This is a genomic window from Pseudomonas sp. 2835, assembly GCF_050435905.1.
GTDB lineage: Bacteria > Pseudomonadota > Gammaproteobacteria > Pseudomonadales > Pseudomonadaceae > Aquipseudomonas.
Genome location: NZ_JBNDLE010000006.1, coordinates 291,468 through 317,944, shown reverse-complemented (window position 1 = coordinate 317,944; position 26,477 = coordinate 291,468). Strand labels below are relative to the sequence as shown.

At 62.7% G+C, this 26,477-nt stretch carries 23 protein-coding genes; 8 read left to right on the top strand and 15 right to left on the bottom strand.

Going from position 1 to position 26,477, the window contains the following annotated elements; genetic code table 11:
• The first annotated feature begins 44 nt into the window (after positions 1–44).
• From ABIE20_RS11680 to ABIE20_RS11670, 3 genes are all read left to right on the top strand, one after another.
• A complete protein-coding gene (locus ABIE20_RS11680; protein WP_429505228.1) occupies positions 45–704 on the top strand; it encodes a hypothetical protein in 660 nt (219 codons plus the stop codon).
• A 63-nt stretch (positions 705–767) separates the two neighbouring features.
• Positions 768–995, top strand: a complete 228-nt coding sequence (locus tag ABIE20_RS11675; protein ID WP_429505227.1) for a hypothetical protein — start codon at positions 768–770, stop codon at positions 993–995.
• 71 nt (positions 996–1,066) lie between these two features.
• Complete coding sequence (locus ABIE20_RS11670) at positions 1,067–1,813, top strand: SDR family oxidoreductase (RefSeq protein WP_429505226.1); 747 nt, start codon at positions 1,067–1,069, stop codon at positions 1,811–1,813.
• Here the strand turns inward: ABIE20_RS11670 and ABIE20_RS11665 are convergent, their stop codons facing one another.
• From ABIE20_RS11665 to ABIE20_RS11645, 5 genes are all read right to left on the bottom strand, one after another.
• Positions 1,814–3,904 carry a PAS domain-containing protein gene (locus ABIE20_RS11665; protein WP_429505225.1) on the bottom strand — a complete coding sequence of 697 codons (2,091 nt, stop codon included), beginning with the start codon at positions 3,902–3,904 and terminating at the stop codon, positions 1,814–1,816. It lies immediately after the preceding gene.
• Positions 3,905–3,971: 67 nt separating this feature from the next.
• Positions 3,972–5,912 carry a PoNe immunity protein domain-containing protein gene (locus ABIE20_RS11660; RefSeq protein WP_429505224.1) on the bottom strand — a complete coding sequence of 647 codons (1,941 nt, stop codon included), beginning with the start codon at positions 5,910–5,912 and terminating at the stop codon, positions 3,972–3,974.
• 66 nt (positions 5,913–5,978) lie between these two features.
• Positions 5,979–7,388, bottom strand: a complete 1,410-nt coding sequence (gene mapR / locus ABIE20_RS11655) for a GntR family transcriptional regulator MpaR (protein WP_429505223.1) — start codon at positions 7,386–7,388, stop codon at positions 5,979–5,981.
• Positions 7,389–7,429: 41 nt separating this feature from the next.
• On the bottom strand, positions 7,430–8,842 hold the full coding sequence (gene ccoG / locus ABIE20_RS11650; RefSeq protein WP_429505222.1) for a cytochrome c oxidase accessory protein CcoG: 1,413 nt from the start codon (positions 8,840–8,842) through the stop codon (positions 7,430–7,432).
• 121 nt (positions 8,843–8,963) lie between these two features.
• A complete protein-coding gene (locus ABIE20_RS11645; RefSeq protein ID WP_429505221.1) occupies positions 8,964–9,200 on the bottom strand; it encodes a DUF3203 family protein in 237 nt (78 codons plus the stop codon).
• Positions 9,201–9,341: 141 nt separating this feature from the next.
• Here ABIE20_RS11645 and ABIE20_RS11640 point away from each other — a divergent pair, with 141 nt between their 5' ends.
• Complete coding sequence (locus ABIE20_RS11640; RefSeq protein WP_429505220.1) at positions 9,342–9,866, top strand: MgtC/SapB family protein; 525 nt, start codon at positions 9,342–9,344, stop codon at positions 9,864–9,866.
• Between the two features lie 537 nt (positions 9,867–10,403).
• Here the strand turns inward: ABIE20_RS11640 and ABIE20_RS11635 are convergent.
• From ABIE20_RS11635 to ABIE20_RS11625, 3 genes are all read right to left on the bottom strand, one after another.
• Positions 10,404–11,303 carry a hydroxymethylglutaryl-CoA lyase gene (locus tag ABIE20_RS11635; protein WP_429505219.1) on the bottom strand — a complete coding sequence of 300 codons (900 nt, stop codon included), beginning with the start codon at positions 11,301–11,303 and terminating at the stop codon, positions 10,404–10,406.
• 19 nt (positions 11,304–11,322) lie between these two features.
• The gene (locus tag ABIE20_RS11630; RefSeq protein ID WP_010226535.1) at positions 11,323–11,724 is read right to left on the bottom strand and encodes a MerR family transcriptional regulator; all 402 of its coding nucleotides are present in this window, start codon (positions 11,722–11,724) and stop codon (positions 11,323–11,325) included.
• A 93-nt stretch (positions 11,725–11,817) separates the two neighbouring features.
• Positions 11,818–12,747 (bottom strand): LysR family transcriptional regulator, encoded by a 930-nt coding sequence (locus ABIE20_RS11625; RefSeq protein ID WP_429505218.1) that lies wholly within the window; start codon positions 12,745–12,747, stop codon positions 11,818–11,820.
• Between the two features lie 138 nt (positions 12,748–12,885).
• On the opposite strand from ABIE20_RS11625, the gene ABIE20_RS11620 reads away from it, so the two are divergent.
• On the top strand, positions 12,886–14,115 hold the full coding sequence (locus ABIE20_RS11620) for an acyl-CoA dehydrogenase (RefSeq protein ID WP_429505217.1): 1,230 nt from the start codon (positions 12,886–12,888) through the stop codon (positions 14,113–14,115).
• Here ABIE20_RS11620 and ABIE20_RS11615 read toward each other — a convergent pair.
• From ABIE20_RS11615 to xthA, 3 genes are all read right to left on the bottom strand, one after another.
• Positions 14,109–15,131, bottom strand: a complete 1,023-nt coding sequence (locus tag ABIE20_RS11615; RefSeq protein WP_429505216.1) for a TerC family protein — start codon at positions 15,129–15,131, stop codon at positions 14,109–14,111. The genes ABIE20_RS11620 and ABIE20_RS11615 overlap by 7 nt on opposite strands.
• Before the next feature lie 165 nt (positions 15,132–15,296).
• Positions 15,297–16,613 carry a substrate-binding domain-containing protein gene (locus ABIE20_RS11610; protein ID WP_429505215.1) on the bottom strand — a complete coding sequence of 439 codons (1,317 nt, stop codon included), beginning with the start codon at positions 16,611–16,613 and terminating at the stop codon, positions 15,297–15,299.
• Positions 16,614–16,778: 165 nt separating this feature from the next.
• Complete coding sequence (xthA, locus tag ABIE20_RS11605) at positions 16,779–17,591, bottom strand: exodeoxyribonuclease III (RefSeq protein WP_429505214.1); 813 nt, start codon at positions 17,589–17,591, stop codon at positions 16,779–16,781.
• 162 nt (positions 17,592–17,753) lie between these two features.
• On the opposite strand from xthA, the gene ABIE20_RS11600 reads away from it, so the two are divergent.
• The 3 genes from ABIE20_RS11600 to ABIE20_RS11590 all read left to right on the top strand — a co-directional run bounded on the left by ABIE20_RS11600 (position 17,754) and on the right by ABIE20_RS11590 (position 23,881).
• Positions 17,754–18,404 carry a GNAT family N-acetyltransferase gene (locus ABIE20_RS11600; RefSeq protein ID WP_429505213.1) on the top strand — a complete coding sequence of 217 codons (651 nt, stop codon included), beginning with the start codon at positions 17,754–17,756 and terminating at the stop codon, positions 18,402–18,404.
• Between the two features lie 63 nt (positions 18,405–18,467).
• A complete protein-coding gene (locus tag ABIE20_RS11595; protein WP_429505212.1) occupies positions 18,468–20,210 on the top strand; it encodes an autotransporter assembly complex protein TamA in 1,743 nt (580 codons plus the stop codon).
• The gene (locus tag ABIE20_RS11590; RefSeq protein ID WP_429505211.1) at positions 20,207–23,881 is read left to right on the top strand and encodes a translocation/assembly module TamB domain-containing protein; all 3,675 of its coding nucleotides are present in this window, start codon (positions 20,207–20,209) and stop codon (positions 23,879–23,881) included. The genes ABIE20_RS11595 and ABIE20_RS11590 overlap by 4 nt, the downstream gene beginning before the upstream one ends.
• 12 nt (positions 23,882–23,893) lie before the next feature.
• On the opposite strand, the gene ABIE20_RS11585 is transcribed toward ABIE20_RS11590, so the two are convergent.
• From ABIE20_RS11585 to ABIE20_RS11570, 4 genes are all read right to left on the bottom strand, one after another.
• Positions 23,894–24,427 (bottom strand): DUF2589 domain-containing protein, encoded by a 534-nt coding sequence (locus ABIE20_RS11585; RefSeq protein ID WP_429505263.1) that lies wholly within the window; start codon positions 24,425–24,427, stop codon positions 23,894–23,896.
• A gap of 104 nt (positions 24,428–24,531) precedes the next feature.
• Entirely contained in the window at positions 24,532–25,179 is a 648-nt protein-coding gene (locus ABIE20_RS11580; RefSeq protein ID WP_429505210.1) for a DUF2589 domain-containing protein, read from the bottom strand.
• A gap of 80 nt (positions 25,180–25,259) precedes the next feature.
• Positions 25,260–25,640 (bottom strand): Mor transcription activator family protein, encoded by a 381-nt coding sequence (locus ABIE20_RS11575; RefSeq protein WP_429505209.1) that lies wholly within the window; start codon positions 25,638–25,640, stop codon positions 25,260–25,262.
• Positions 25,641–25,939: 299 nt separating this feature from the next.
• Positions 25,940–26,401 (bottom strand): hypothetical protein, encoded by a 462-nt coding sequence (locus tag ABIE20_RS11570; protein WP_429505208.1) that lies wholly within the window; start codon positions 26,399–26,401, stop codon positions 25,940–25,942.
• Positions 26,402–26,477 lie beyond the last annotated feature (76 nt).

The window sequence follows — 26,477 nt, the reverse complement described above, 5'->3', positions numbered from 1 at the left end:
AACGTAAGTTAACGGATCTACTGAATGACTCAGGCATATCTGATATGACCAGTGCCACAGTAACCGAAGTGCTGCTGACGGGTGAAAGCATGATGTCTTTCGCACCAAACCTGATGAAGGAAGAGCGCGACGACTTGTTCGATCTGCTGATGCAGGCCGATGGTTTCGCCAGCCGAGCCTTTGATCGCCAGCAACTTTGGAAGAGTTGGATGGACCGTTATCGCAATCGGTTGGAAAAACATGGATGTCGACCGGTGAGTTTGATCACCGAGCCTGCGCAAGTGGTGACCAGTGCCGATCAGATGCAAGCCTGTATCGCGTCCATCACCGGCAGAGTGGCTACACCGCTGTTGGCGCGGCAGGTTGAGACCACCCTGAAGTGGGTTCGTGACAGTCAATATGCCGAACGGTTTTTCCGTGCGGGGGAACAGGAGGAGGGGTTTAGTAGTTTTCTTTCCGTACCGAGTGAAAAGACCGCTTCTGGTGACATCTTGCTGGTCGTGCTGGGAGTGAATGTCACGCTGTCGGTGGAAACCCGTGATTTTGACTTCTGGACCTCCACTCGCCGGGACATGGTGCTACGTGTGGTCGGCGGGGTGTATCGCTTTGATCGGCAGGTGTACGACGGGTATCGTCAGGCGATCCGGGCTGACTTGAGAGAACGGGCCTTGGCCCAAGTGGTGCGCATTGAACTTGAGCGTTGACCCGTGATGATGGCTTGATAGCGTGGTTGTTGCTGAGGTCGGTATACTCCGCGCCGCAGCCACATGCTGGTGCAGTTCATCATCATCTGTGTCACTGCCTCGTCCAGCTGGCTGGCCGGCTGGGTGGTGTCCGATACCTTGCAGGCCAAGGTGCAAAAGCTGCCGCCCAAGGAATGGCCGGCGCGATACGGCGTGTTCGGCAAGGACTTGCCTGAAGGTATCGTACGCCAGCACCTGTACCCGCTGCGCAAGGCCGAGCCCAAGGCTCCAGTACCGCCACCCGCCGCCTGAAGCGGCTTTGTACCCGGCCCCTGACTGCGTTAGCCTTGAGGGGTCAACGCCATTGCGGGCAAGGAGTATCCATGGACAAGGTTATTGTGATCACCGGCGCCAGCCGCGGTATTGGCGCCGCCACCGCACGCCTGGCCGCACGCGCCGGTTACCGTATCTGCATCAACTACCTGAGTGACGACGAGGCCGCCCAGCAGGTGCTGGCCGAGGTTCGCGAACTGGGCGCCGAGGCCATTGCGGTCAAGGCTGACGTCAGTGTCGAGGACGAAATCATCCAGCTGTTCCTGCGCGTGGATGCCGAGCTGGGCCCGGTCACCGCGCTGGTCAACAACGCCGGCACCATCGGCCACCAGAGCCGGGTCGAAGAAGTGTCGGAGTTTCGCCTGCTCAAGCTGATGAAGACCAACGTAGTCGGGCCGATCCTGTGCGCCAAGCACGCACTGCAGCGCATGTCGACCCATCATGGCGGGCAGGGCGGCAGCATCGTCAACGTCTCGTCGGTGGCAGCGCGGCTGGGCTCGCCCAACGAATACGTCGACTACGCCGCCTCCAAGGGCGCGCTGGATACCTTCACCGTCGGCCTGGCCAAGGAAGTGGCCGGCGAAGGGGTGCGGGTCAATGCCGTGCGCCCGGGTTACATCTTCACCGACTTCCACGCCCTCAGCGGCGACCCGCAGCGGGTCAGCAAGCTGGAACCGGGCATTCCCATGGGCCGCGGCGGGCAGGCAGAGGAGGTGGCCGAGGCAATCATCTGGCTGCTGTCAGACCAGGCCTCTTATTCCACCGGCAGCTTCCTGGACCTGGGCGGCGGGCGCTGATCAGCCGATCATTTCCTCGATACGCTGGGCCAGGGTGTCGAGGCTGAACGGCTTGGTCAGCACCCGGGTAGTGGGTTCGAATACGCCGGTGCCGAGCACTGCCTGCTCGGCGTAGCCGGTGATGAACAGCACTTTCAACCCGGGCCGCAACTGGCGGGCGGCGGCCACCAGTTGTTGGCCATTCATGCCGCCGGGCATGCCGACATCGCTGATCAGCAGGTCGACTTGCGCGCCATTTTGCAGCGCCGCCAGGGCGCTGTGGCCATCGCCGAATTCGAGTTTGGCGTAGCCCAGGTCGCTGAGCACCTCGCCCACCAGCATGCGAATGGTCGCTTCATCATCAACCAGCATCACCGTCATGTCGCGCAGTTCACGCTGCGGGCGGGCTGTTGGTAGTGGTTCGCTGGGCGGCAGGGTGGCGCTGTCCAGGCGCGGCAGGTACAGGTGCACGCTGGTGCCCTGGCCAGGTTCCGAGTACACCCGCACCTGGCCACCGGACTGGCGTACGAAACCATAGACCATCGACAGCCCCAGGCCCGTGCCATGGCCCACTGGCTTGGTGGTGAAGAACGGGTCGAAGGCGCGCGCCAGCACCTGGGGCGGCATGCCGCTGCCGTTATCGCTGACGCTTAAGGCCAGGTAGTCACCGGGCTTGAGGTCCAGGTGCGCGGCCACCTGCTCATCGGCTTGCAGGTGGCGGGTTTCGATACTGATCCGGCCGCCGGCGGGCATGGCGTCGCGGGCGTTGATGCAAAGGTTGAGCAGGGCGTTTTCCAGTTGCGAAGAATCGATGCTGGCCCGGCACGCAGCACTGGCGGTAAACACCTCGATCTCGATGTGCGGGCCGACGCTGCGGCGGATCAGTTCGCTCATGCCGCTGACCAGGCGGTTAACGTCGATGGTGCGCGGTTCCAGGGTCTGGCGCCGGGAAAACGCCAGCAGCCGGTGGACCAGGGACGCGGCGCGGTTGCACACGTCCTGGGCGCTGCTCAGGTAGGGGGCGATTTGCTCGTGGCGGCCGCGCCCGAGCAGGTTGCGCGACAGCTCCAGCGAGCCGCTGATGCCGGTCAGCAGGTTGTTGAAGTCATGGGCGATGCCACCGGTGAGTTGGCCAACCGCTTCCATTTTCTGGGCCTGGCGCAAGGCTTCTTCGGTCTTGCGCAGGCGTTTTTGCTCGCGGATCCGCTCGCTGATGTCGTAGGCGAACAGGTAAGCGCCGATGAGATGCCCGTGGGCATCATGCAGCGGGCTGAAACGCAGTTCGTAGTGGCGATGCTGGTCGCCCTCGCCAAATTCGGCTACCTCGACGAATGCCTCGCCTTTGAGCGCCCGCGTCCATAGCAGCAGGCCGCGGGCGCAGTCATCGGCACGCTTGGCCATCAGTTTCGGCAAGCTGTCGCCGACACTCGGCGTCAGGCCGAAAATCCGCTGGAACTCGTCGCGGGCAGCGCTGTTGATCGCCAGCCAGCGCATGTCCAGGTCCACTACCTGGATCTGCGCCAGGGTAGCTTCGACCACGTCGGTGAGGATCTTGCGTTCGGCAAGGCCCTGAGCCACCCGTTGTTCAAGTTCCTGGTTGAGTCGCTTGAGGCCGAATTCGGCACGCTTGCGTGCGGTCACATCCTGGAACAGTACCGCCACCTGCTTGCGGCTGGCCGGCTCCAGGCGAAAAGCGCAGATGTCCAGGTGACGGCCAGTGGCTACCAGCTCCTGCTCGAAGCGGATCGGCTTGCCACTGTGCAGCACCGCACCGTAGCGGGCGATCCAGTCGTCGGCCTCGTCAGGGACCATTTCCCGCAGCTTCTGCCCAACCACGTTGTCGATACCGGCATGCTTGGCGTAGGCAGCGTTGGCTTCGACATGGATGTAGTCGCTGAGCGGGCCGTGGGGGCCGTCGAAGAACTCGATGATGCAAAAGCCTTCGTCCATGGCCTCGAACAGAAAACGGTAGCGCTGCTGGGTATCGGCCAGGGCCTGCTGGTCAGGTGCAGGCCCGCCGTTGCGCTCGGCGAGCTGGGCTGTGAGCAGGTTGTTCTGCTGCTGCAACTGCTCAAGTTGCTGGCGCAGGGACTGCAGTTCGCTCGACGGCATGCGCGTGTTCCGGCCTGGGGACTGTGGCAAATGTAGCGTCCCGCGCAGCACTCAACAACTGTGCGGCTCAATCACCGTGGTAACGGGCGCTAGCCCATTCCCACCAGAGCGCGTTGAGCTCGCAGTAGGGGGCAATTCGCCCGGTGGTTTCGGCGTACAGGTCGTCGCAGTCGAGTTTCGCCGGGATAAAGCCCAGGCTGCGCAGGTCGCGGTCGATCAGTGCCGCGCTGCTGGCCAGGGCCTTGATTGGCTGGCGCTGGTAGGGGCGCGGGTCTTCACCGTAGTACACCTTGGCCGGGCCGAACGGTACGCCCTCCAGGCGAATGTGGCCGAGGTTGTTCAAGTGGCCTTCGGCAATGCTGCCGTCGGCGAAGATCACCTTGTAGGCCGCACCGGGCACTCCGCCGAGCTTGCCGTCGTCCAGGCTCAGTTCCAGCCAGTTGCTGGTGGCTGCCGGGTTGATCTGCTCGCGGCTGAGTTTGCCGCCATCGCTGGCCGCTGGATGGGTACTGACCACTCCGTGCTCGCGCAGGTTGTCGACGCGCCGCGACTGCGGTTTGCTGGTTTGCGCCGGGATGCGCAGGCTACTGCCCGAGGCTTGGGCTGAACTGTTGCGCTGCACCGCAAGCCAGGGCATCAGGCGTTCGTCGATGCGCTCGATCAGGTCGTCGAGGTGTTCGCCGACCTGTTCCAGATCAGCCAGTACCAGCGCCTGGCGCTGCGTGTCGAGGGCCAGGAAGGTTGCACTGGCGCTGACTGCAGCGATGATTTGCGCAAGCTCGCTGCGTAGCACCTCGGCGTCCAGGCTTTCTTCGAGCAGGGCATCCGGGCTGGTCTTCAGTTTGCAGTTGAGCAGTACGTGGCGCAGCAGGTCATAAAGCTGCTCGGCGTGCTTTTGCGGGTCGCGATTGACCAGGCGCAATACCCGTTTGAGCCCGTGGCCGGGGCCTGGGACCCAGCCGAGCAGGGCCAGGGCGAGATCGAAGAAGGCCTCGTCTTCTTCCTGCTGGTCGGCCGCCAGGTTCAGGGCCAGGATTGCTTCGACGGTGTCGTAGGCACTCAGGGCCTGAGCCAGGTGCGGGATGCTGCCGGCATCGATGGCGTCGGACAAGGTGACGCCGGCGGCCTTGATGTCATAGGCGAAGTCTTCGTCGCTGTCGTCTTCGTCCTCTTCGTCGATCAGCTCTTCTTCGTCCTCTTCCTGTTCGTCTACAGCGTCGCCCAGGCACTCCCATTGGATGCCCTGGTAGGCGGGCAAGCTGCGGGCATGCGCGAGCAGCTCATGGGGGAAGATCACGTGCAACAGTTCGCGGGTATCGATGCCGTAGAGCAGGGCCACTGCGGCGGCCTCGAACGACCAGTAGCCGACGTAGCCGCTGATATCGTCGCCATGGGTGTCGTACCAGCTGGCGTGCTCGAAGTGCTCGTACCATTGCTCGCAGTAGCCCTGCAGGCGGCTGGCCGCTTGCTCGGGGCTGCTGGCATAGATGGTTTGCACCAACGGCGTGGCGTAGTCCTGGTACCACGCATCGACGTCGTAGCGGTCGGGCAGCACCCGGCTCAGCAGGTCTTCATAGAGGGTGTCTTCTTCGGCATAGCCGCCGTTGTCCATCAGCGTGACGAAGCGTTCGAGCAGGTCCTGGCGACCGAGCAGGATGCACAGGCTGATGACCTGCATGCATTCGTGGTGTTCCTCACTGTCGCCCAGATTCAGCGGAGCGACGTCGGGGTCCTCGGCGTACACGGCCATCTTGCCTTGCAACTGCTCGTACTCGGCGACCAGCGCTTCGAGCAAGGCGGGCAGGGCGTCGATGTCGACGCCGGCGGTATAGCTGATCAGCAGTTTGTCCAGCGCCAGGCCCTTGAGGCTCTTGCCGCTGAATACTGCTTCCTGTTCGTCGGAGTCGGCCTGCAGGCGGTTGTTGCGCAGGAATTCGCGGCTTTCTTCATCGTGTTCGAGAAAGCGCTCGTAGCGTTGCGGCGTAAGAAAATGCTGTCGCTTGTGCATGCCATCCATCCCTGGGAAATTCAAGCGCGCAGGGTGCCGCAAGCGCGCTCGAAGTACAACCGTCGCTCAGAACGAGCGGACGATCTTGCCCAGGGTTTCCATGGCCTTTTCCGATTGCTCGGTCCAGGGGCTGCCGTAGTTGAGGCGGATGCAGTTGCGAAAGCGCCGGGTCGGGGAAAAGATTGGCCCGGGTGCGATGCTGATACCTTGCGCCAACGCCATCTGGAACAGCTTGAGCGAGTCCATCTGTTCAGGCAGCTCCAGCCACAGGAAGTAGCCACCGGCCGGATGGCTGACCCGGGTCTGCGCCGGAAAATACCGGGCAATGGCCGCGAGCATCGCCGCCTGTTGCTCTTCCAGGGCATAGCGCAGCCTGCGCAGGTGCCGGTCGTAGCCGCCGTGTTGCAGGTAGTCGGCAATCGCCGCCTGGGCCGGCATCGAGGCGCACAGCGAGGTCATCAGCTTCAGCCGTTCGATCTTCTGCGCGTAACGCCCGGCTGCCACCCAGCCGATGCGGTAGCCGGGGGCCAGGCTCTTGGCGAACGAGCCGCAGTGCATCACCAGGCCGTCGGTGTCGAAGGCCTTGGCCGGTTTCGGCGCCTGCTGGGCGTAATACAGCTCGGCATAGACGTCGTCTTCGATCAGTGGCACCTGATGCTCGCGCAGCAGCTCAACCAGCTGCTGTTTCTTTTCTTCCGGCATGCTCGCGCCCACCGGGTTCTGGAAGTTGGTCATGCACCACACGGCCTTGACCGGGTGCTTGGCCAGGGTCTGGGCCAGCACCCCGAGGTCGATGCCTTCACGCGGGTGCACGGGAATTTCCACCGCTTTGAGCTTGAGCCGCTCGAGGATCTGCAGGCAGGCATAGAACGCCGGCGCTTCGATGGCCACAAGGTCGCCAGGCTCGGTCACTGCCTGCAGGCACAGGTTCAAGGCCTCGAGCGCGCCGTTGGTGATCAGCAGCTCCTCCATCGGCAGCATCAGACCGCCGACCATGTAGCGCAGGGCAATTTGCCGGCGCAGTTGCGGGTTGCCCGGCGACAGGTCGGTGACCACCATGCGCGGGTCCATCTCGCGGCTGGCGCTGGCCATGGAGCGGGCCAGGCGCGGCAGCGGGAACAGGTTGGGGCTGGGGAAGGCCGAGCCGAAGGCCACGGTTTGCGGGTCCTTGATCGAGTCGAGGATCGAGAACACCAGCTCGCTGACATCCACCTCGGTGGACTCACTGGCCTGCTCGATGATCTGCGGCTCGCTGAACTGGCGCGGCGCGTGGGCATTGACGAAATACCCCGAGCGCGGCCGGGCGCGGATCAGCCCGCGGCGCTCCAGCAGGTAGTAGGCCTGGAACACCGTGGACGGGCTGACGCCGTGGGTCTGGCTGGCGTAGCGCACCGACGGCACGCGCTGACCGGGGCCGAGGACCCCGGAGCGGATCAGTTCGGCAATGTCGTCGGCGAATTTCTCGTAGCGTTTCATCATGGCTCGAAAGGTTTCGGATGCTCGGGCAGTGTATGGGATCAGCGGTTCAAAGGCGCGACAAAACGGCTGTGGGCGACGCTGCGCACACCGGGCTCGTCGGTGTCGATCAGTTCGAAACTGATGTCCTGGGAGCTGCTTTGCGGGCGTTCGGCCAACATCGCCACCGACACCGGCAAATCACTCATTTCCCCGGCCGCCAGGCTGAATTCGGTCTTGCCGTGCAGTTCGAAACCCTCGGCATCGAGCAGGCGCAGGCGATAGTGCTGGGGTTGCTGGGTCTTGTTGATGACCTTGAGGGTGTAGATGTTCTCGATCTGCCCGGCGTTGTTCTCACGGAACAGGCCACGGTCCTTGATCACATCCATCGACACCATCGGCCGCTGCTGCAGGGCGATGACCAGGGCGCCGATCATCACCACCAGGGCGGTGACGTAACCAAGCAGGCGCGGACGCAGCCAGTTGGTGGTGCCGCCTTGCAGGGTGTGTTCGGACTTGTAGCCGACCAGGCCGCGGGCATAGCCCATCTTGTCCATTATCGAATCACAGGCGTCGATACAGGCGGCGCAACCGATGCACTCCATCTGCAGACCGTCACGGATGTCGATGCCGGTCGGGCACACCTGCACGCACATGTGGCAGTCGATGCAGTCGCCCAGGCCCTTGGCCTTGTGGTCGACGTCTTTCTTGCGCGGGCCGCGGAACTCGCCGCGGGCCGGGTCGTAGGCAACGGTCAGGGTGTCCTTGTCGAACATCACGCTCTGGAACCGTGCGTACGGGCACATGTGCATGCACACTGCTTCACGCAGCCAGCCGGCATTGATGTAGGTGGCGCCGGTGAAGAACAGAATCCAGAACAGGCTGACACCGCCCAGTTGCAGGGTGAACAGTTCTTCGGCCAGTGGCCGGATCGGCGTGAAGTAGCCGACGAAGGTCAGCCCGGTCAGCAGGCTGATGCCCAGCCACAAGGTGTGCTTGGCCGAGCGCCGGGCCAGTTTGTTCAGGCTCCAGGGCGCGGCATCGAGCTTGATGCGCTGGTTGCGCTCACCTTCGGTGACCTTCTCGCACCACATGAAGATCCAGGTCCAGGAGCTCTGCGGGCAGGTATAGCCGCACCACACCCGGCCGGCGAACACGGTGATGGCAAACAGGCCGAAGGCGCAGATGATCAGCAGCGCCGAGAGCAGGATGAAATCCTGCGGCCAGAAGGTGGCGCCGAAGATATGGAATTTACTGTCGGCCAGGTCCCAAAGCACGGCCTGACGACCGCCCCAGTTCAACCAGACAGTGCCGAAGAACAGCAAAAACAGAAAACCCGCGCCAGCCAGGCGCAGGTTACGAAACAAACCGGTGAAACTACGGGTGTGGATCTGTCGGTCACTGCTGGCAGGCTTCTTCTTGAACGTGGAAGGCTCAGCAATTTCAACGATCTGGACGGGGATTCTATCGCTCATGGTTCGTCGCTCATCAGGCCTCGATCAGGCCAGAGCACTATGGCGCCCCATCTGTTTGCATAACAGGCTCAGGTATCTGGATAAAAACCGTATCAGATTTACCTGCGAACCTCTGCAGGCCTCAGATTATCGAGCCCTCCTCGGTCTCCTTGAGGTGCCTGCGACCATCCACCGCACCCGCTACAGTGAGGGCGTCGGCTTCCTGTTCGGTGATCGGCACGCGCTTGCCTTCGAGCTCGGCAACCGACATGCGCAAGGCTTCGTCGGTGACGATTCGCACTTGCGTGGCCTCGCCCTGGACACGCATGTCATCGCTGATCAGGGTGCACTGGTTGGTCTGGTTAATTTCAATAGGCATGGCCGTATCCTCGTTACTGGGGTCCTAAAGTTGGGACCGCGTAAGCGTTGCGGATACTGGCAACAACCGATCAGCGGTAGGCGGCGCACTTGCCGACTACGCTGTTGTCCATCGATTAACCCTTTTGCATGGACAACGCCCATGGACGCCTGGTGGCATCAAGTCTGGATCACTCTGTTGGCGGAATTTGCCGACATCACCGATGCCAAGCAGCTTACCCAGGTGACGGTACGCCTGGTCATGGCGGCGCTGCTGGGCGCCATCCTCGGTTTTGAGCGCGAACTCAAGGGCAAGGCCGCCGGGGTGCGCACCCATATGCTGGTGGCCCTCGGCGCGGCGTTGTTCGTGCTGGTACCGCGTATGGCCGGGGCCGACGATGCGGCGCTGAGCCGCGTGGTGCAGGGTATCGTTGCCGGCATCGGCTTTCTCGGTGCCGGCACTATTCTCAAGGGGCACGACCAGGATGCCGGGCACGTCAAGGGCCTGACCACGGCAGCGGGCTTGTGGATGACCGCGGCCATTGGTGTCGCGGCGGGCATGGGGCGGGAAGCCACGGCAGTGGTCAGCACGGTGCTGGCATTACTGGTATTGGGGGTGATGCCGCTGGTGGTGAACCGCTTCGAGAAGGACGACGAGGATGAAAACGAGCAGGGCAGGAAGCACTGAGGGGAGCCTAGGCTCCCCTCAAAGATTGTTGCGTGCTCTTTTTTTGTTATTGGAGGGCGGCCTGTTGTTGTTTTTGGCGACCGTTGCCTCTGTATCTTTGGCGATCCCCATCCGGGATCAAGAGCAAACGTATTTTTTTGAGCGCTGATCTACCTTCATCATTGCTGATCCAACCGTGACCTGCGCTACCTCGGGGTAGTTTTATTGTTCTGTGTCCGGTTGCGGGGCAAGCCCCTGGAAAGCACATCCTCTCCAAAAAAATCTGTTAGCTGCGCCTCTGTCGTGTTGTTCTTGTTATGTCAGAGTCGTTTCGTCTTATTTTTATTGGGTGTGTCGCACTTTTTATTGTTCTTGTACCTGAGATATAGCAGGTGCCGTGCCAACTTTTTAAAATCCAATAAAATCAATGGTTTACATGTTATCAGTAAAAATCAGGCCGGAAAATTCTGTCGATTTGTTTCCGTGTTACCCGGAATTTCTCTGGAAAGTGCGGGGGCGGTAACACCCGGACGCCGATCCGGCTGTTACCGGGTGTGTTCATTGTGCCTGACGGGCGCGAGCCACTCGCGAGCCGCTGCTGCGGCCAAGCACCTCACTGATACGCAAGCCCGCGGCAATCAAGCGCTCCAGGTCGATACCGGTGTCGATACCGAGGCCCTGGAGCATGTACAGCACGTCTTCGCTGGCAACGTTACCGCTGGCGCCCTTGGCATAAGGGCAGCCGCCAAGGCCCGCAACAGAGCTGTCGAACACACTGATGCCTTCAAGCAGGCTGGCATAGACGTTGGCCAGGGCCTGACCATAAGTGTCATGAAAGTGTCCGGCCAGCTGGGCGCGTGGCACCTGGGCACCGACCACTTCGAACAGGCGCCGGGTGGCTCCAGGGGTGCCGGTGCCGATGGTGTCGCCCAGCGACACTTCATAGCAGCCCATGTCGAACAGCTCGCGGGCCACCGGGGCCACCTGTTCGGCGCTGACCGTGCCTTCATAAGGGCAACCCAGCACGCACGAGACATAACCACGCACCCGCACCCCGTGCTGACGCGCCGCTTCCATGATCGGTACGAAGCGCTGCAGGCTGTCGCTGATCGAGCAATTGATGTTGCGCTGGGAGAACGCCTCGGAGGCGGCGGCGAACACCGCCACTTCCTTGACCCCGGCCGCCAGCGCATCTTCGAAACCGCGCAGGTTCGGCGCCAGGGCCGCATAGGTCACCCCACTGCGCTGCTGGATATTGGCAAACACCTCGGCGGAGCCGGCCATCTGCGGTACCCACTTGGGGGAAACGAAGCTGCCCACTTCTATATAAGAAAGGCCTGCCGCACTCAGGTCATCGACCAGGCGTACCTTGTCGGCCACGCTGATGGGCTGGGCTTCGTTCTGCAGGCCGTCGCGCGGGCCGACTTCGACCAGGCGGACTTTTTCAGGCAATGACATGGGCAGGGTTCCTCAGGGCTCAGTGGCTGTTTTTCTGGTTGTTCAGGGTCGCTGCCAGGGCTTGCTCGCAGCGCTCTTCAGCGGTGTCCAGCTCCAGTTGCATCTGCTGGATGTCGAGCAGTTGCTGTTCGAGCTGGGCCCGGCGTTCGGCGATCTTTGCCAGCATGCTGTGCAGTTGCTTGAGGTTGCCGCTGGACGGGTCGTAGAGTTCGATCAGTTCCCGGCACTCGGCGAGGGAAAAACCAATGCGCTTGCCGCGCAGGATCAGCTTCAGGCTGACCTTGTCGCGGGCCGAATAGACCCGCTCCAGGCCGCGCCGCTCCGGGCTGAGCAGGCCCTGTTCTTCATAAAAGCGAATGGCCCGGGTGGTGATGTCCAGCTCGCGGGACAGGTCGGAGATGCTGTAGGTCTGGCTGCTCATCGCTTGGCTCGGTAAAAGGGCATGGAGCTAAGCTAATTGCAGGTTGACGTTTACGTCAAGCAAGGATTGGCGGGCTTGCCCCGCGAGAGATCCCTACACCTCAGCCATGGCCGCCCGCTCATCCTGCGCCACCACCCCCTGGCACAACTCGATGATCTGTTCGCGCATCCAGCGGTTGGCCGGGTCCTGGTCGGTGCTTTCGTGCCAGTACAGGTGGGTTTCCAGCGGCGGCACGTCCACCGGCAGGCTCACGTGGTTGAGCTGGTGGCGGCGGGCGAAACGCTCGGGCACGGTCATGACCATGTCGGTTTGCTGCAGTACTTGCGAGGCCATCAGGTAGTGCTGGGAGCGCAGGGCGATCTTGCGCTGCACGCCCATCTTGCCCAGGGCCAGGTCGACATAGCCCAGGCCGTTGCGGCGGCTGGAGATATGGATGTGGGTCATGCCCAGGTAGTCGTCGAGGCTGAGCTTGTTCTTGAACAGCGGGTGGCCCTGGCGCATGGCGCACACATAGCGGTCCTGCATCAGCTTGACATGGCGCACTTGCGGGTCGGTGTTGAGCGGCGCATCGACGGCAAAGTCCAGGCGCCCGGCGGCCAGTTCCTTGGTGGTTTCCCGGCGCTTGCACAAGAAGCTTTCGATCACCACCGCCGGCGCCAGGCGTCGCAGACGCTGGAACAGCAGCGGCAGGATCACCGCCTCGGTGAGGTCGGTCATGCTGATACGAAAGGTCTTGTTGGCCTGTAGCGGGTTGAAGATGCGGCTCTCTTGCACCGACACACGCAGTAGCGACAGGGCATTGCGCACCGGGCCGATGATGTTCTGGGCCATGGGTGTGGGCACCATGCCCTGGGCGGTGCGCACGAACAGCGGATCGTTGAAGGTTTCGCGCAGGCGTGCCAGGGCGTTGGACACCGCCGGCTGGGTAATGCCGACGATCTGCCCGGCCCGGGTCAGGTTGGCTTCGGTATAGATGGCATCGAAGACGATGAACAGATTCAGGTCGACCTTGCTCAGGTTCATGGGCGCTGCTCTTGTTGGTGTTATCCGCGGATCATATATCGGTTATGAATGTTTATACACGCCGAGAATAGACTAGGTGGATTTTGTTGGCTGATCTAGGATCGATAACAGATCCCTTTTCCACTGAAGGTACTGCCCATGGATTTCGCCTACTCACCCAAGGTCCAGGCGCTGCGTGAACGTGTCACGGCGTTCATGGATGCCTATGTCTATCCCGCCGAAGCAGTGTTCGAGCGCCAGGTTGCCGAAGGTGATCGCTGGCAGCCGACCGCGATCATGGAAGAGCTCAAGGCCAAGGCCAAGGCCGAGGGTTTGTGGAACCTGTTTCTGCCGGAGTCGGAGCTGGGCGCGGGCCTGACCAACCTCGAATATGCCCCGTTGGCCGAGATCATGGGCCGCTCGTTGCTCGGCCCCGAGCCGTTCAACTGCTCGGCGCCGGACACCGGCAACATGGAAGTGCTGGTGCGCTACGCCAACGAAGAGCAAAAGCGCCAGTGGCTCGAGCCGCTGCTGCGCGGCGACATCCGCTCGGCATTCGCCATGACCGAGCCGGACGTGGCGTCCTCCGACGCCACCAACATGGCCGCCCGCGCCGTGCGTGACGGTGACGAGTGGGTGATCAACGGCCGCAAGTGGTGGACCTCCGGCGCCTGCGACCCGCGCTGCAAGATCATGATCTTCATGGGCCTGAGCAACCCGGAAGGCCCGCGGCACCAACAGCATTCGATGATCCTGGTGCCTACCGACACCCCCGGGGTGAAGATCGTCCGGCCGCTGCCGGTGTTCGGCTACGACGACGCGCCCCACGGCCATGCCGAAGTGCTGTTCGAGAACGTGCGCGTGCCCTACGAGAACGTGTTGCTCGGCGAGGGCCGCGGTTTCGAGATCGCCCAGGGGCGCCTTGGTCCGGGGCGCATCCACCACTGCATGCGTTCGATCGGCGTGGCCGAGCGGGCCCTTGAGCTGATGTGCAAGCGCTCGGTGGAACGCACCGCCTTCGGCCGGCCTTTGGCGCGCCTGGGGGGCAACGTCGACAAGATTGCCGACTCGCGGATGGAAATCGACATGGCCCGGCTGTTGACCCTCAAGGCCGCCTACATGATGGACACCGTCGGCAACAAGGTCGCCCGCAGCGAAATCGCCCAGATCAAGGTGGTCGCGCCGAACGTGGCCCTCAGGGTCATCGACCGGGCAATCCAGATCCACGGCGGCGCCGGTGTATCGGGGGACTTCCCGCTGGCTTACATGTACGCCATGCAGCGCACTCTGCGCCTGGCCGATGGCCCGGACGAAGTGCACCGTGCGGCGATCGGCAAGTACGAAATCGGCAAGTACGTGCCCAAGGAAATGCTCCGTAGCAGTCATTGATGCTTGCCGTGCAAGTCCGCCTCCTTGTCGGCGGCGGGCTTGCCCTGTGCACGGGTCGAGAACAGCGAAACCAGCACGCCACCGCTGAGCAGGGCAATGGTCACCGCCAGTGACAGCATCGGCGGCACGGCGCCGATCAGGCCGTGGTAGAAGATCTTGCCGCCAATGAACACCAGCACCAGCGCCAGCGCGTACTTGAGGTAGATGAAGCGGTGCATCAGCGCCGCCAGGGCAAAGTACAACGCCCTTAACCCGAGAATCGCGAAGATGTTCGAGGTGTAGACAATGAACGGGTCCTGGGTGATGGCAAAGATCGCCGGCACGCTGTCGACGGCGAACACCAGGTCTGCCAGCTCGATCAGCACCAGCGCCAGGAACAACGGCGTGGCATAGCGCAGTGCCTTGCTCTGCCCGGGCGGGGTGATGTGCACGAAAAAGCGCGGGCCGTGGATCTCGTCGGTCACCCGCATATGACGCCGGACAAACTTCAGTACCGGGTTGTTGGCCAGGTCCGGGTGGGAATCTTCGCTGGAGAACAGCATCTTTACCCCGGTGAACAGCAGGAAGGCGCCGAACACGTAGAGGATCCACTCGAACTCCTGCACCAGCGCACTGCCCAGGCCGATCATGATCGCCCGCAACACCACCACCCCGAGAATCCCCCAGAACAGCACCCGGTGCTGGTAGCGGCGGGGGATGGCGAAGAAGCTGAAGATCATCGCCATGACGAACACGTTGTCCATCGACAACGACTGCTCGATGAGAAAGCCGGTATAGAACTCCAGGGCTTTCTGCGCGCCCAGCTCGAACCACACCCACACACCGAACATCACCCCGACGCTGAAATAGCCGCCATACAGCAGCAGGCTTTCGCGCATTTCGATTTCGTGCAGTTTGCGGTGCAGCACGCCCAGGTCCAGTACCAGCAAGGTCAGGACGATGCCGAGAAAGGCCACCCAGAACCATAGGCTGGTGCCGAGGAAGTCGTTGTCGAGAAATACCTGTAGAGCTGCCATGAGCCCCTCCTTAATGTCGACGTTGCTGAGCAACAGTGACTCCGACATGGCGGCTTGGCAGCCGTCAGAGGGGCCCGGCGTCACTAGGGACAAGCCTAGACCCGCAGAAGCAGGGCGCCCAATCAAGGCTGTAACAATTGATTGCCCAGCCTGACAGACAGCCGCTCAGTAGACCCACACCTCGACCCGGCGGTTGCGGATCCGCCCTTGCTCGGCGGTGTTGGCCGCCACCGGCAGCTCATCGCCAAGGCCGATGATCTCGCGCAACTCGACACCGCTACGGGCCAGCTCGCGGCGCACCGCCATGGCTCGCAGCCGCGAGAGCAGGGCCGCGCGCTGCGGGTCATCCTTGGCATCGCCGAATCCCACCAGCACTACCCGGTTGACCAGCTTGTGCTGCGCCTGCAGGTACTGAACAAGCCGCTGCACGTCACGCAGGGCCTTGTTGTCGAGGCTGGCGTTACCCTCCTGGAAACGAAAATTGACCGACAGGCGCTGCGCATCATTGGCAAGGCTCAGGTACCGGCGGGGCATGTCGGCACGGGGTTGGACCTTGATACTCTGCACCTGCTGGCCGACGAAGCCGTTACGGGTCACGATGGCCTGGCCCTGGGGGCTTTGGGCGAACTCGACCAGGGCGCGGGCAAGGGGGTTGGCCTGGCCGGGCGGCAGATAGAAGAACAACCGGCGCGACAGCGGATAGTCTTCGCTGGCCACCAGCGCCGCTGTTGGCAGCATGGCCTGGGACTCACCGTCGGCAATCGCCACGACCTTGGCGCCATGCACCGTGGCCAGGCTGCTGAAGCCGATGGCCTGGCGATCGCCGAGCACCTGGCTGGCCAGTTGCTCGGCCGATTCGAAGCGTTTGGCGTGGTCGGCCAGGGCTTGCTGTGCCGGGTCGAGGACCAGCGCCTTGAAGGTCTCGAAGGTGCCGGAGCGGTCATCGCGGGCGTACAGGTTGATCGGGCCGTTGCCGATGCCCAGTTGCTCCCAGCGGCCGATCTGCCCGGAGAAAATCTGCGCCAGCTGGGTGGTGGTCAGTTGCGGTAGTGGGTTGTCGGGGTGGACGATCACCGCGACGCCGTCCAGTGCAATGACTTGCTCGGCGGCGGCACTATTAAGGTCGCCCAGCGCTTGCAGTTCGCTCAGCTCGGCCGGCTTGATCGGACGCGAGGATGCGGCCAGTTCTGCCTGGCCGGATTTCAGTGCGCTGAAGCCGGTGCTGGAACCGTGGGCGGCGATGTCAATTCGCAAGCCCTGGCCGTTGCTGTCCTGGGCACGGACCTGAAGTTCGTTGGCGGCATCGCTACTGACGACGCTGATAGCGCTGGCGCCTTGCTGCACGAGCAAACCTGTGACCAGCGCCGGTGCCAGCGCGGCGCCGATGGTGTTGGAACCCTGGATACGCAATTGCGCCTGCGGGTCAGCGGCGCCAATCAGCGGGAGCAGGCAAAGCACAAGCAGGGAGAGGTGGCGCAACATGCCGTCTGGCACTCATGGGCAAAGGGTGTGCCGGGAGATTAAGACAGCCATGTGACCGGGGGATGACAGGCTGTGGTAGGAGCGGGCTTGCCCCGCGATAGCATGCTGTCTGCCAGATCGCATCGCGGGGCAAGCCCGCTCCTGCAAAGCCTGTGGGAGCGTTTATCAGTTCAATTCAAGCCAGATCGGCGCATGGTCCGAAGGCTTTTCCATGCCGCGCAGGTCATAGTCGACGCCGGCGTCCTTGATCCGCGGCAGCAGCGCCTGGGAAGCCATGATCAGGTCGATGCGCAGGCCGCGCTTGGGCTCGTCTTCAAAGCCGCGGCTGCGGTAGTCGAACCAGCTGAAACGGTCGGCGACTTCCGGGTGCAGGTGGCGGAAGCTGTCGACCAGGCCCCAGTTCTTCAGACGCTCCATCCATTCGCGCTCTTCTGGCAGGAAGCTGCATTTACCGGTTTTCAGCCAGCGCTTGGCGTTGTCGGCGCCGATGCCGATGTCACAGTCTTGCGGCGAAATGTTCACGTCTCCCATCACCAGCAACGGCTGGTCGTTCTGGAACTGGGTTTCGAGCAGTGCCTGCAGGTCGCTGTAGAAGCGCTGCTTGGCCGGGAACTTGGTCGGGTGGTCGCGGCTTTCGCCCTGGGGGAAGTAGCCGTTCATGATGGTGATCGGCGTGCCATCGGCATCGGCGAAGGTGCCCCAGATGAAGCGCCGTTGGGCGTCTTCTTCATCGGTGCTGAAGCCTTTGTGCAGGCTCAGTGGCGCCTGGCGCGAGAGCAGGGCAACGCCATAGTGGCCCTTCTGGCCATGAAAGTGCACGTGATAACCCAGGGCCTGGACGTCGGCGAGCGGGAACTGCTCGTCGCTGACTTTGGTTTCCTGCAAGCCGATGACGTCGGGCTGGTGCTTTTCGATCAACGCCGCCAACTGGTGGGGCCGGGCGCGCAGGCCATTGATGTTGAACGAGACGATCTTCATGGGCAGCACAATCCTGGTAAAACCCAGGATCCTAGCCGACATCGGCGGCGCCGGCCAGCGTGGCGAGCCACTCGATAGGTTGCTAACCTGTGCCACGAGGTGAACGTTGGCACCGCGAGCACCTCAAAGGCAATGAATGCCCATTTCCGGAGGTTTGCCAGCATGCCCGAATCGACTGCCGCACCGGCTGAAGTCCGTCTGCTCGATGGCGGTTACAGCCGCGAGGCGCGCTCCCTGCTGTATCACGCCTATCGCCACGAACCGACCTTTGCCTTTCTGTTCGAAGCCCAGCGCCCGGGGTTCGACCAGCGCATTCGCGCTACCGTGCGCGAGCTGGTCAAACAGCATTTTCTCCAGGACTTGCCCGCCATCGGCCTGCTGGTCGAAGACCGCCTGATCGGCATCGCCCTGATTGCCCCGCCGCAGCGGCGCCTGGGCATCACCGAAAGCTGGGCCTGGCGCATGCGCATGGTGCTCAGCACTGGCTTTCGCTGCACCCGACGCTACCTGGATTACCAGGCCGCGCTGATGGCCTGCCTGCCCAGCGACGCCGTGCATGTGTTGCCGCTGCTGGGGATTCACCCGCAGTTCCAGGGCAAGCACTACGGCGAACAATTGTTACAGGCTGTGCACGACTGGTGTGCCGAGGATGAGCATTCCCAGGGTGTGGTGCTGGACACCGGCAACGAGCACTACCTGGCGTTTTACCAGCGTCAGGGCTACCAGGAAATAGGTGAGATCGCGGTAGGGCCGGTCCGCGAACACGTGTTTCTTCATCTCAATCCACAGCCTTCACTGCAGGCTTCGTCCTGAATTGCACATTGAGCATTATCTCGGACTCCATGCTGCCGCCCTGCTCTGGTAGCATCCGCGCCTATGACGTATTCAGGACGATTCACCTGCGGTTTGATTCTATGGGTTGCCAGCATCGGCGCGTATGCGCAAAGCGAGCTGGTGGTCCGGGTCAAACCTGCCAATAACGAACTCAAGGCCAATGTCGAAGGCTATATCGGCAGCCTTGGTAAACGCGATGAAGAGGCGCTGTTGCGCTTCAGCCGCGGCGCAGTCGAGCAGGCGCGCAAGGCCTCCCAGGCCCTGGGCTATTACCAGGCGCAGATCGACAGCGAGGTCAAGCCGCCCGCCAAGGCCGACAAGGGCCCGCAACTGGTATTGACCATCGATCCCGGCGAGCCGGTGCACCTGCGTGATGTGACCATCCGTATCGACGGCCCGGCCAGCGAACTTAAAGCCTTCCGCATTCCCGACAGCAAGGCGCTGCGCTCAGGCGCGGTGCTCAACCATGGCCATTACGAAGACGCCAAGCGCCTGATCCAGAACCAGGCCTCGCGCTACGGTTTTTTCAGCGGCCACTTCGTCCGCCAGCGCCTGGCGGTCGATCCCCAGGCCGGTGTCGCCGACATTGAACTGATCTACGCCAGCGGCCCGCGCTACCGCCTGGGCAAGGTCAGCTTCGCCGGCGATACACCGCTCGATGAAGACCTGCTGCAACGCATGGTGCCGTTCAAGGCCGATACCCCCTACGATTCCGAGCTGATCGCCGAGCTCAACAATGCCCTGCAATCGAGCGGCTACTTCGAGGGCGTACGGGTCGACGCTGCGCCCACCGCCGCAGTCGAGCAGAGCATCCCGGTGGCCGTTCAACTTGACACCCGCAAGCCGCGAACCATGGGCCTTGGCCTGGGTTTCTCGACCGACGTCGGGCCGCGCGGCAAGGCTAACTGGACCCGCCACTGGGTCAATCCGCAAGGCCACAGCTATGGCTGGGAGACCGAACTGTCGGCGCCACGGCAGAACGTCGGCCTGTGGTATGACATCCCGCTCGACCCACCGCTTACCGACAAACTGCGCTTTGCCGGCGGCTACCAGAACGAAGAAATCGCCGGCACCGACACCTTGAGCAAACTGCTCACCGTCGGCCCGGAATGGCACAGCAAACTGCCCAGCGGCTGGCAGCGGGTCATCTCGCTCAAGTATCAGCGCGAAGAATACAAGCTCGGGGACGACTCGGGCCTGAGCAACCTGCTGATGCCCGGCATCAGCTATTCATACCTGCGCAGTGACAACCGCATCGACCCGCACAATGGCTATCGCCTGCAGTTCGATGTGCAGGCGGCCAAGGAGGGGCTGGTTTCCGACACCAACCTGCTGCACGCCAATGTGTTGCTCAAGGGCCTGACCACCCTGGGCCAGAACCATCGCTTCCTCGGCCGTGTGCAGTTTGGCGGCAGTGCCACCAACAGCTACAAGAATTCCGTTCCGCCCTCGCTGCGCTTCTTCGCCGGTGGCGACCAGAGCGTGCGTGGCTACGATTACCAGACCCTGTCGCCAAAGAACTCCGATGGCGATCGCATCGGTGGCCGTTACCTGGTGGCCGCCAGCGCCGAATATCAGTATTCGGTCGCCGAAAAATGGCGGGTGGCGACCTTCGTTGACCAGGGCAACTCATTCAACAATCTGGAACTACCCAGCCTCAAGACCGGTGTCGGTATCGGTGTGCGCTGGGTGTCTCCGGTCGGGCCGCTGCGTCTGGATCTGGCCCGTGCGCTGGATGACGACGGCGGTTTCCGTCTGCACTTCTCCATGGGGCCGGAACTGTGAGTCGCGTTATCAAATTCATCGTTCTTGGCCTGCTGGCCCTGCTCGTGTTGCTGGTGCTGGGTGTGGGGCTGTTGCTCGGCACCCAGGCTGGCAGCCGCTGGGCACTTGGGCTGGTGCCGGGGCTGCAACTGGATAACTTTCAAGGGCGCCTGGCCGGGCAGTGGCAAGCCGAGCGCTTGCTGTGGGAACAAGGCGGCGATCGCGTCGAGCTGGTGGCGCCGGTATTGGCCTGGTCGCCTGCCTGCCTGCTGCGCAGGACCTTGTGCATCGGGCGGCTGGAAGCCGATCAGGTCAACCTGGCCTTTGCCCCCGGCGAGCCGAAGACCGACAGCGGGCCGTTGCAACTGCCGGAACTCAAGCTGCCGCTGGCCATCGAACTGGGCACTGTGCGCATCGGCCATCTGCGTCTGGACGGCAACGAACAGCTCAGCCAACTGCAATTGGCGGCGCACTGGACCTCGGGTGGGTTGCAGATCGATAGCCTGCAACTGCAGCGCGACGATCTGAAGCTGAACCTGCAGGGCCTGCTCAAGCCCGAAGCCGACTGGCCATTGCAGGCCCAGGGGCAACTGCAGTTGCCCAGTGTCGACGGGCAACCCTGGCAACTGGCATTGCAGGTTGACGGCGACCTGCAGAAAACCCTCAAGCTCACGGCTGACAGCAGCGGTTATCTGCAAGCGCGCCTGAGCGGCGAGTTGCAGGCGCTGGCGCACAACCTGCCAGCGCAACTGCAGATCAGCAGCGAGGCGTTCAAACCTTCGGCCGCGCTGCCCGACACCTTGCAACTGAACCAGTTGCAACTGAGCGCCAAGGGCAACCTGCAAAGCGGCTATCAACTGCTCGGTTCAGCCAGCTTGCCTGCCGAACAGGGCCCGGTGGCGCTCGACCTGCGAGGCCGGGTAGATGCCAGGGGGGCAGAACTCAGCGCCCTGGACCTTAGCGCCAGTGCGCAGCAGGCGCTCAAGCTCAAGGCCAAGGCCGACTGGCAGCAAGGCCTGAACGCCGAAGCCAGCATCGACTGGCTGGATTTCCCCTGGCTGCGCTTGTATCCCATGGATCCTGCACCGGAAGTTGCCTTGCGCCGCTTTATTGGCCAGGTGCAATACCGCGATGGCAACTACCAGGGTGAGTTCAAAGGCGACCTGGACGGCCCGGCCGGAGCGTTCAGCCTGAGCAGCCCGTTCAAGGGCGACCTCAAGCAGGTCAGCCTGCCACAACTTCAATTGACGGCTGGCCAAGGCAAAGCCGCCGGCAGTGTCGGCGTGCAGTTCGCCGATGGCGTGGCCTGGGATGCGGCGCTGGAGCTGTCGGCGCTGAACCCGGCGTACTGGCTGGCCGAGTTGCCCGGCACCCTGGCCGGCCCGTTGCGCAGCAAGGGCGAGATGAAAAACGGTGAGTTGCGCCTGGATGCCGACCTTGACCTCAAGGGTCGCCTGCGTGGCCAGCCCGCTGTGCTCAAAGCAGTGGCGCAAGGGGCAGGGCAGCAATGGACCCTGGGCACACTGGACATCCGCCTGGGCGACAACCACATCAATGGCAGCGGCAGCCTGCAACAGCGTCTGGCCGGGCAGATCGATATCAACCTGCCGCGCCTGGGCCAGCTCTGGCCGCAGCTACAGGGCCAGGTCAAAGGCCGCCTTGAGGTTGCCGGTACCTTGCAGGCACCTCAGGGCAGCTTTGTGCTGCAGGGGCAGCAACTGGCCCAGGCCGACAATCGCGTGCAGCGCCTGAGCCTGGATGCGCGCCTGGACAACGCGCAACGCGCGGTCATTGACCTTGAGGCCGGTAGCATTCGCCTGGGCGATACCGGCCTTGGCATGTTCACCGCCAAAGGCACAGGTGACATTCGCCAGCAAAAACTGCAACTGGGCCTGGACGGGCCGCAGCTCAAGCTGGACCTGGGCCTGGATGGGCAACTGGACAAGGGCAACTGGCGCGGGCGCCTGGCCAGCGGTGAAATCCAGGCCGGCGGCCAGGACTGGCGCCTGCAGGCGCCGGCAAAACTGCAACGCCTGGCCAGCGGCCAGGTGGATTTCGGCGCCCATTGCTGGCGTTCCGGCCAGGCCAGCCTGTGCGGCGAAGACCAGCGCCTGGCGCCCGAACCGCGCCTGCGCTATCACCTCAAGCAGTTCCCGTTGCAAAGCCTGGCGCAGTGGTTGCCCAAGGACTTCGCCTGGCAGGGCCTGCTCAATGCCGACATCAACCTCGACGTGCCGGCCAGCGGGCCCAAGGGCACCATCCTCATCGATGCCAGTGGCGGCACCCTGCGGGTGCGTGAAAAGGACCAGTGGCTGGACTTCCCTTACCAGACCCTGCGCCTGCAAAGCACCCTGGGCCCGCGGCGCATCGACACCCGCCTGGATTTCCAGGGCGACAAGCTCGGCGAGCTGGCGGTCAACACCCGGCTTGATCCACTGGCAACAAACAAACCTTTGAGTGGTGACTTCCGTCTCAGCGGCCTGGACCTGGCCATCGGCCGCCCGTTCGCGCCGATGGTCGAACGCCTGAACGGCCAGCTCAACGGCAGCGGGCGCCTGTCTGGTACCTTGCTGGCGCCTCAGGTCAATGGCAGCCTGAACCTTGTGCGCGGCGAAATCAGCGGCGCCGAGCTGCCGATCAGCCTTGAGGACCTGCAGTTGCAGGCGTTGATCGCCGGCGAACAGGTCCAGCTCAACGGCAGCTGGAAAAGCGGCGAAAGCGGCCAGGGCAGCCTGAACGGGCAGGTCGGCTGGGGCCAGGCCCTGGCCGTAAACCTGGCGCTGCAGGGCCAGCGTCTGCCGGTCAACGTCGAACCCTACGCGGCCCTCGAAGTGGCCCCGGACCTGAAGATCAGCCTGATTGACGACAAGCTCGCAGTAACCGGCAAGGTGCTGGTGCCCAAGGGCAAGATCACCGTGCGTGAATTGCCGCCGTCGACGGTCAAGGTGTCCGATGACACAGTGATCCTTGGGCATCAGACCGAGGAGGGCAAAGCGCCGATGGCCATGGCCATGGATATCGACGTGCAGGTGGGCCAGGATAAACTCTCGTTCAGCGGTTTTGGCCTTACCGCCAACCTGTTGGGCCACGTGCATATCGGCGATAACCTCGATACCCGAGGCGAACTGAGCCTGGCCGATGGCCGCTACCGTGCCTATGGCCAGCGCCTGACCATCCGCCGCGCGCGCCTGCTGTTTGCCGGCCCCATCGATCAGCCGTACCTGGATATCGAGGCCATTCGCAAGACCGACGACGTGATTGCCGGGATCCGTTTGAGCGGCAGCGCCGAGCAGCCCACCACCCAGGTATTCTCGGAGCCGGCCATGAGCCAGGAGCAGGCGCTGTCCTATCTGGTGCTCGGGCGGCCGCTGGGCACTACCGGGGAGGACAACAACATGCTCGCTGAAGCGGCGCTCGGCCTGGGCCTGGCAGGCAGTGCCGGGATCACCGGCAGCCTGGCTTCGAGCCTGGGTATCGATGACTTCCAGCTCGACACCCAGGGTAGCGGCAACAATACCGCAGTGGTTGCCAGCGGTAATCTGACCGAGCGCTTGAGCCTGCGTTACGGGGTGGGAGTGTTCGAGCCGGCCAACACCATTGCCTTGCGCTACAAGCTCAGCAAGAAGGTCTACCTGGAGGCGGCCAGTGGCCTGGCCAGCTCCCTGGATATCTTCTACAAACGCGATTTCTAGAGGCGGTAATGTTCAGCGCACGGCCGCTGCTTCGATGAACTCGTTGCTGTCGTCCGTGGGCTTGGGCAGGGTGGGCAAGCGCTGCGGGGTAATCAGGTTGGTGTACTCCTCAATCAGCCGGTTCAGCGCTTCAGGTGGATCACAGGCCTGGAATTGCATACGGATCTGCACTTCATCGGGATCTCGGGGGGCGTCGTTGTTGCGTTTACCCTGGCCGCCGACCGTCACATAGAAGCGTTCGCGCTGCAGGTTTTCACTGGCCTCGGTGGTCTCGGTGTTCTGAATCCGCACCGACAGGTCAACCTGCATTCGCTCCAGTGCCAGCCCTCGCGGCGACACCAGTGCGATCAGCGGGATCTGCATCGTGTGCTGGTCATCGATCGCCACTTCGACCATCTTGGCTTTCATTGGCGCACCCAGCGCCTCGGCGTCGTAATCAAAAAACTGGTCGAACAGCTTGATGTATTGCTGGGCAATCAGGTGGTTGGTGGCCGCAGCGGCCTCCTGCAGGCCGCGGGTAATGTCACAGAGGTCGCTGGCGGTAATGGGGGCGTTCACTGCCGGGGTTTGGTCCAATCGTTGCCACTCCTTGTACTCGTCAGAAGGCCTCTCGAAAATGAGAGGCCTGGATTTTTATTGATGCTGCACGATCAGATGGCTGCTTCTTTGCGGCGTTCGTCGGGCATCGGCAGTGCCGAAACCGGCATCGCATCGAGGTTTTGCGCGGTGGCACCGGCCATGACCACAGGCTTGGTCGCAGCGTCGGTGAGAAAGTCGATGACCCGCATCAGCGCCTCGGGTGGGTCCTGGCGGCGTACCTTGGTGTTGAAGGCGTAACGTGCACGGGTATCGGTTTTGCGAGTTTGAGTGGATTTGTGGCTGACCTGGCCTTTGACATTGAGCCCGAATTTGCCCCAGCCCAGCGAAGCGCCGAAGCTTGCTTCTTTGCCGCTCTCTTCGGTGCTCTCGGCTTGCTGGCTGATGGTCAGTTCGAATTCGATGTTGCCTTCTTCGATGACGATGTTGGGGTGAGTGACCGCTGCCAGCAGCGGGATCTGCATCTTCTTCGAGACAGTTCCCTTGTACACCCCTTGTTCATCGGTGATGGTTTCGTCGTAGTCAAATTGAATGGCCACGGCCTTGCCATTCTGGATGCACACACCCATGAGAAAGTCGGCGTAGGACTTGCTTGCCGAAGTTTGCGCCTGGATCATCGCCTGCAAAGGTCCCGAGATCATCCGGTCCAGAGGCAGGGCGTTCATGACCGAGCCGATGAGGCCATTGTCGATTGTTGCCATCAGAGATTTCCTTGTCTTGAGTGCACATCATTGTGCGGTTTGCTTCTGGGGGCGCAGTTTTCGGTTCAAGGTGCTGGTGTTTAGCGTGAACAGGCTTCCTGACGACGGATGTTGCCGATCTGGCGCAGGCTCAGTCCGTATTTGTTGGCGAGCATGCTGCGAGACAGGCCGTCGGCGCTTTCCCGCTGAATCTGCTGGTTGCGCAATTGGCGCAGGAAGTGGTCAACCTTGGGAATTTCCAGGGCCATGCCGGCATATCGTTTGATCAGTGCATCCAGTGCTGGCGCGGGCAGTACTTGCGCCAGTGCGGTACGTTCGCGGTGCTTGGGAATGTATTTGGGACGTCCGCCATATGCGCAGGTCAGGTTGTAGGCATTCTCGATGCCCAGACATTCGATCAGCATTTGCAGCGAATGAGGCAGTTGATCGACGTCGATACGGTTCAGGTCGCTCAGTTCCATGATGACTTCCTTGTAGGCGATAGTTCGGCACCTTGATGATCCGTGCCAGGTGGCTAGAGCCATTGCAGGCAGCGTCAACGCGACTATTCGCGTCTGTCTGTCGTGGCTTGAGCTGGATTCTCGGCTACCGGGCGGAACGCGGGCTAGGCAGCAAGTGGGGCAGGAGGGGCGGGCTTTTTGTACGCTTTGCGTAGGACTGGCGATGCTTGGGGGTGGGAAAGCAATTGAGGGGCGGGCGCCACGCCTTGATTACTGGTTGAAATGGCAATAGCGCCGCTTCCTGGTCGACCTACCCATGCTCAGTCACAAGGGCGCGCCAGCAACAGGCTGACCTGGCCTAGATAGCCGGCCGGGCGGCTGATCCCCTGCTCGGGGAAGCTGCGCCAGTCGACCCACACGCACAGGGCGGTCAACTCACGCGGGCCATCCTTGCCGATAATCCTGGGGTGAAAATCGCGGCGATAGCGCACGTGCGTCTGCTTCAGCGCCAGCGCCTCATCAGCCCTGGTCAGGGTGCTGGAAACCAGCGCCGGAATCTGTGCCTGTGGTGCATCAAAATGCAGGACTTGCGGGCTGCTGTGCAGGTGTCCGGCCTGGCGGGTACGTTGCCAGAGTTGTTGCCATTGGTTGCTGCCGGCGCTATTAGCCAGTTGCGCACCCAGCTCCAGCAACACCGCCCGGGGTTGGGATTCGGTGGACAAGGCCTGAGCGGTGAGGGGGCCAAGCAGCATCAGGCTGGTCAGCAGGGTTCGCATCCACATGGTTGTTCTTCCGTTTGTCTGGGCGGTGGCCTGGGAGACCATGTTGGCGAAGCATTGTGGCTGGCAGAAGCGGGAA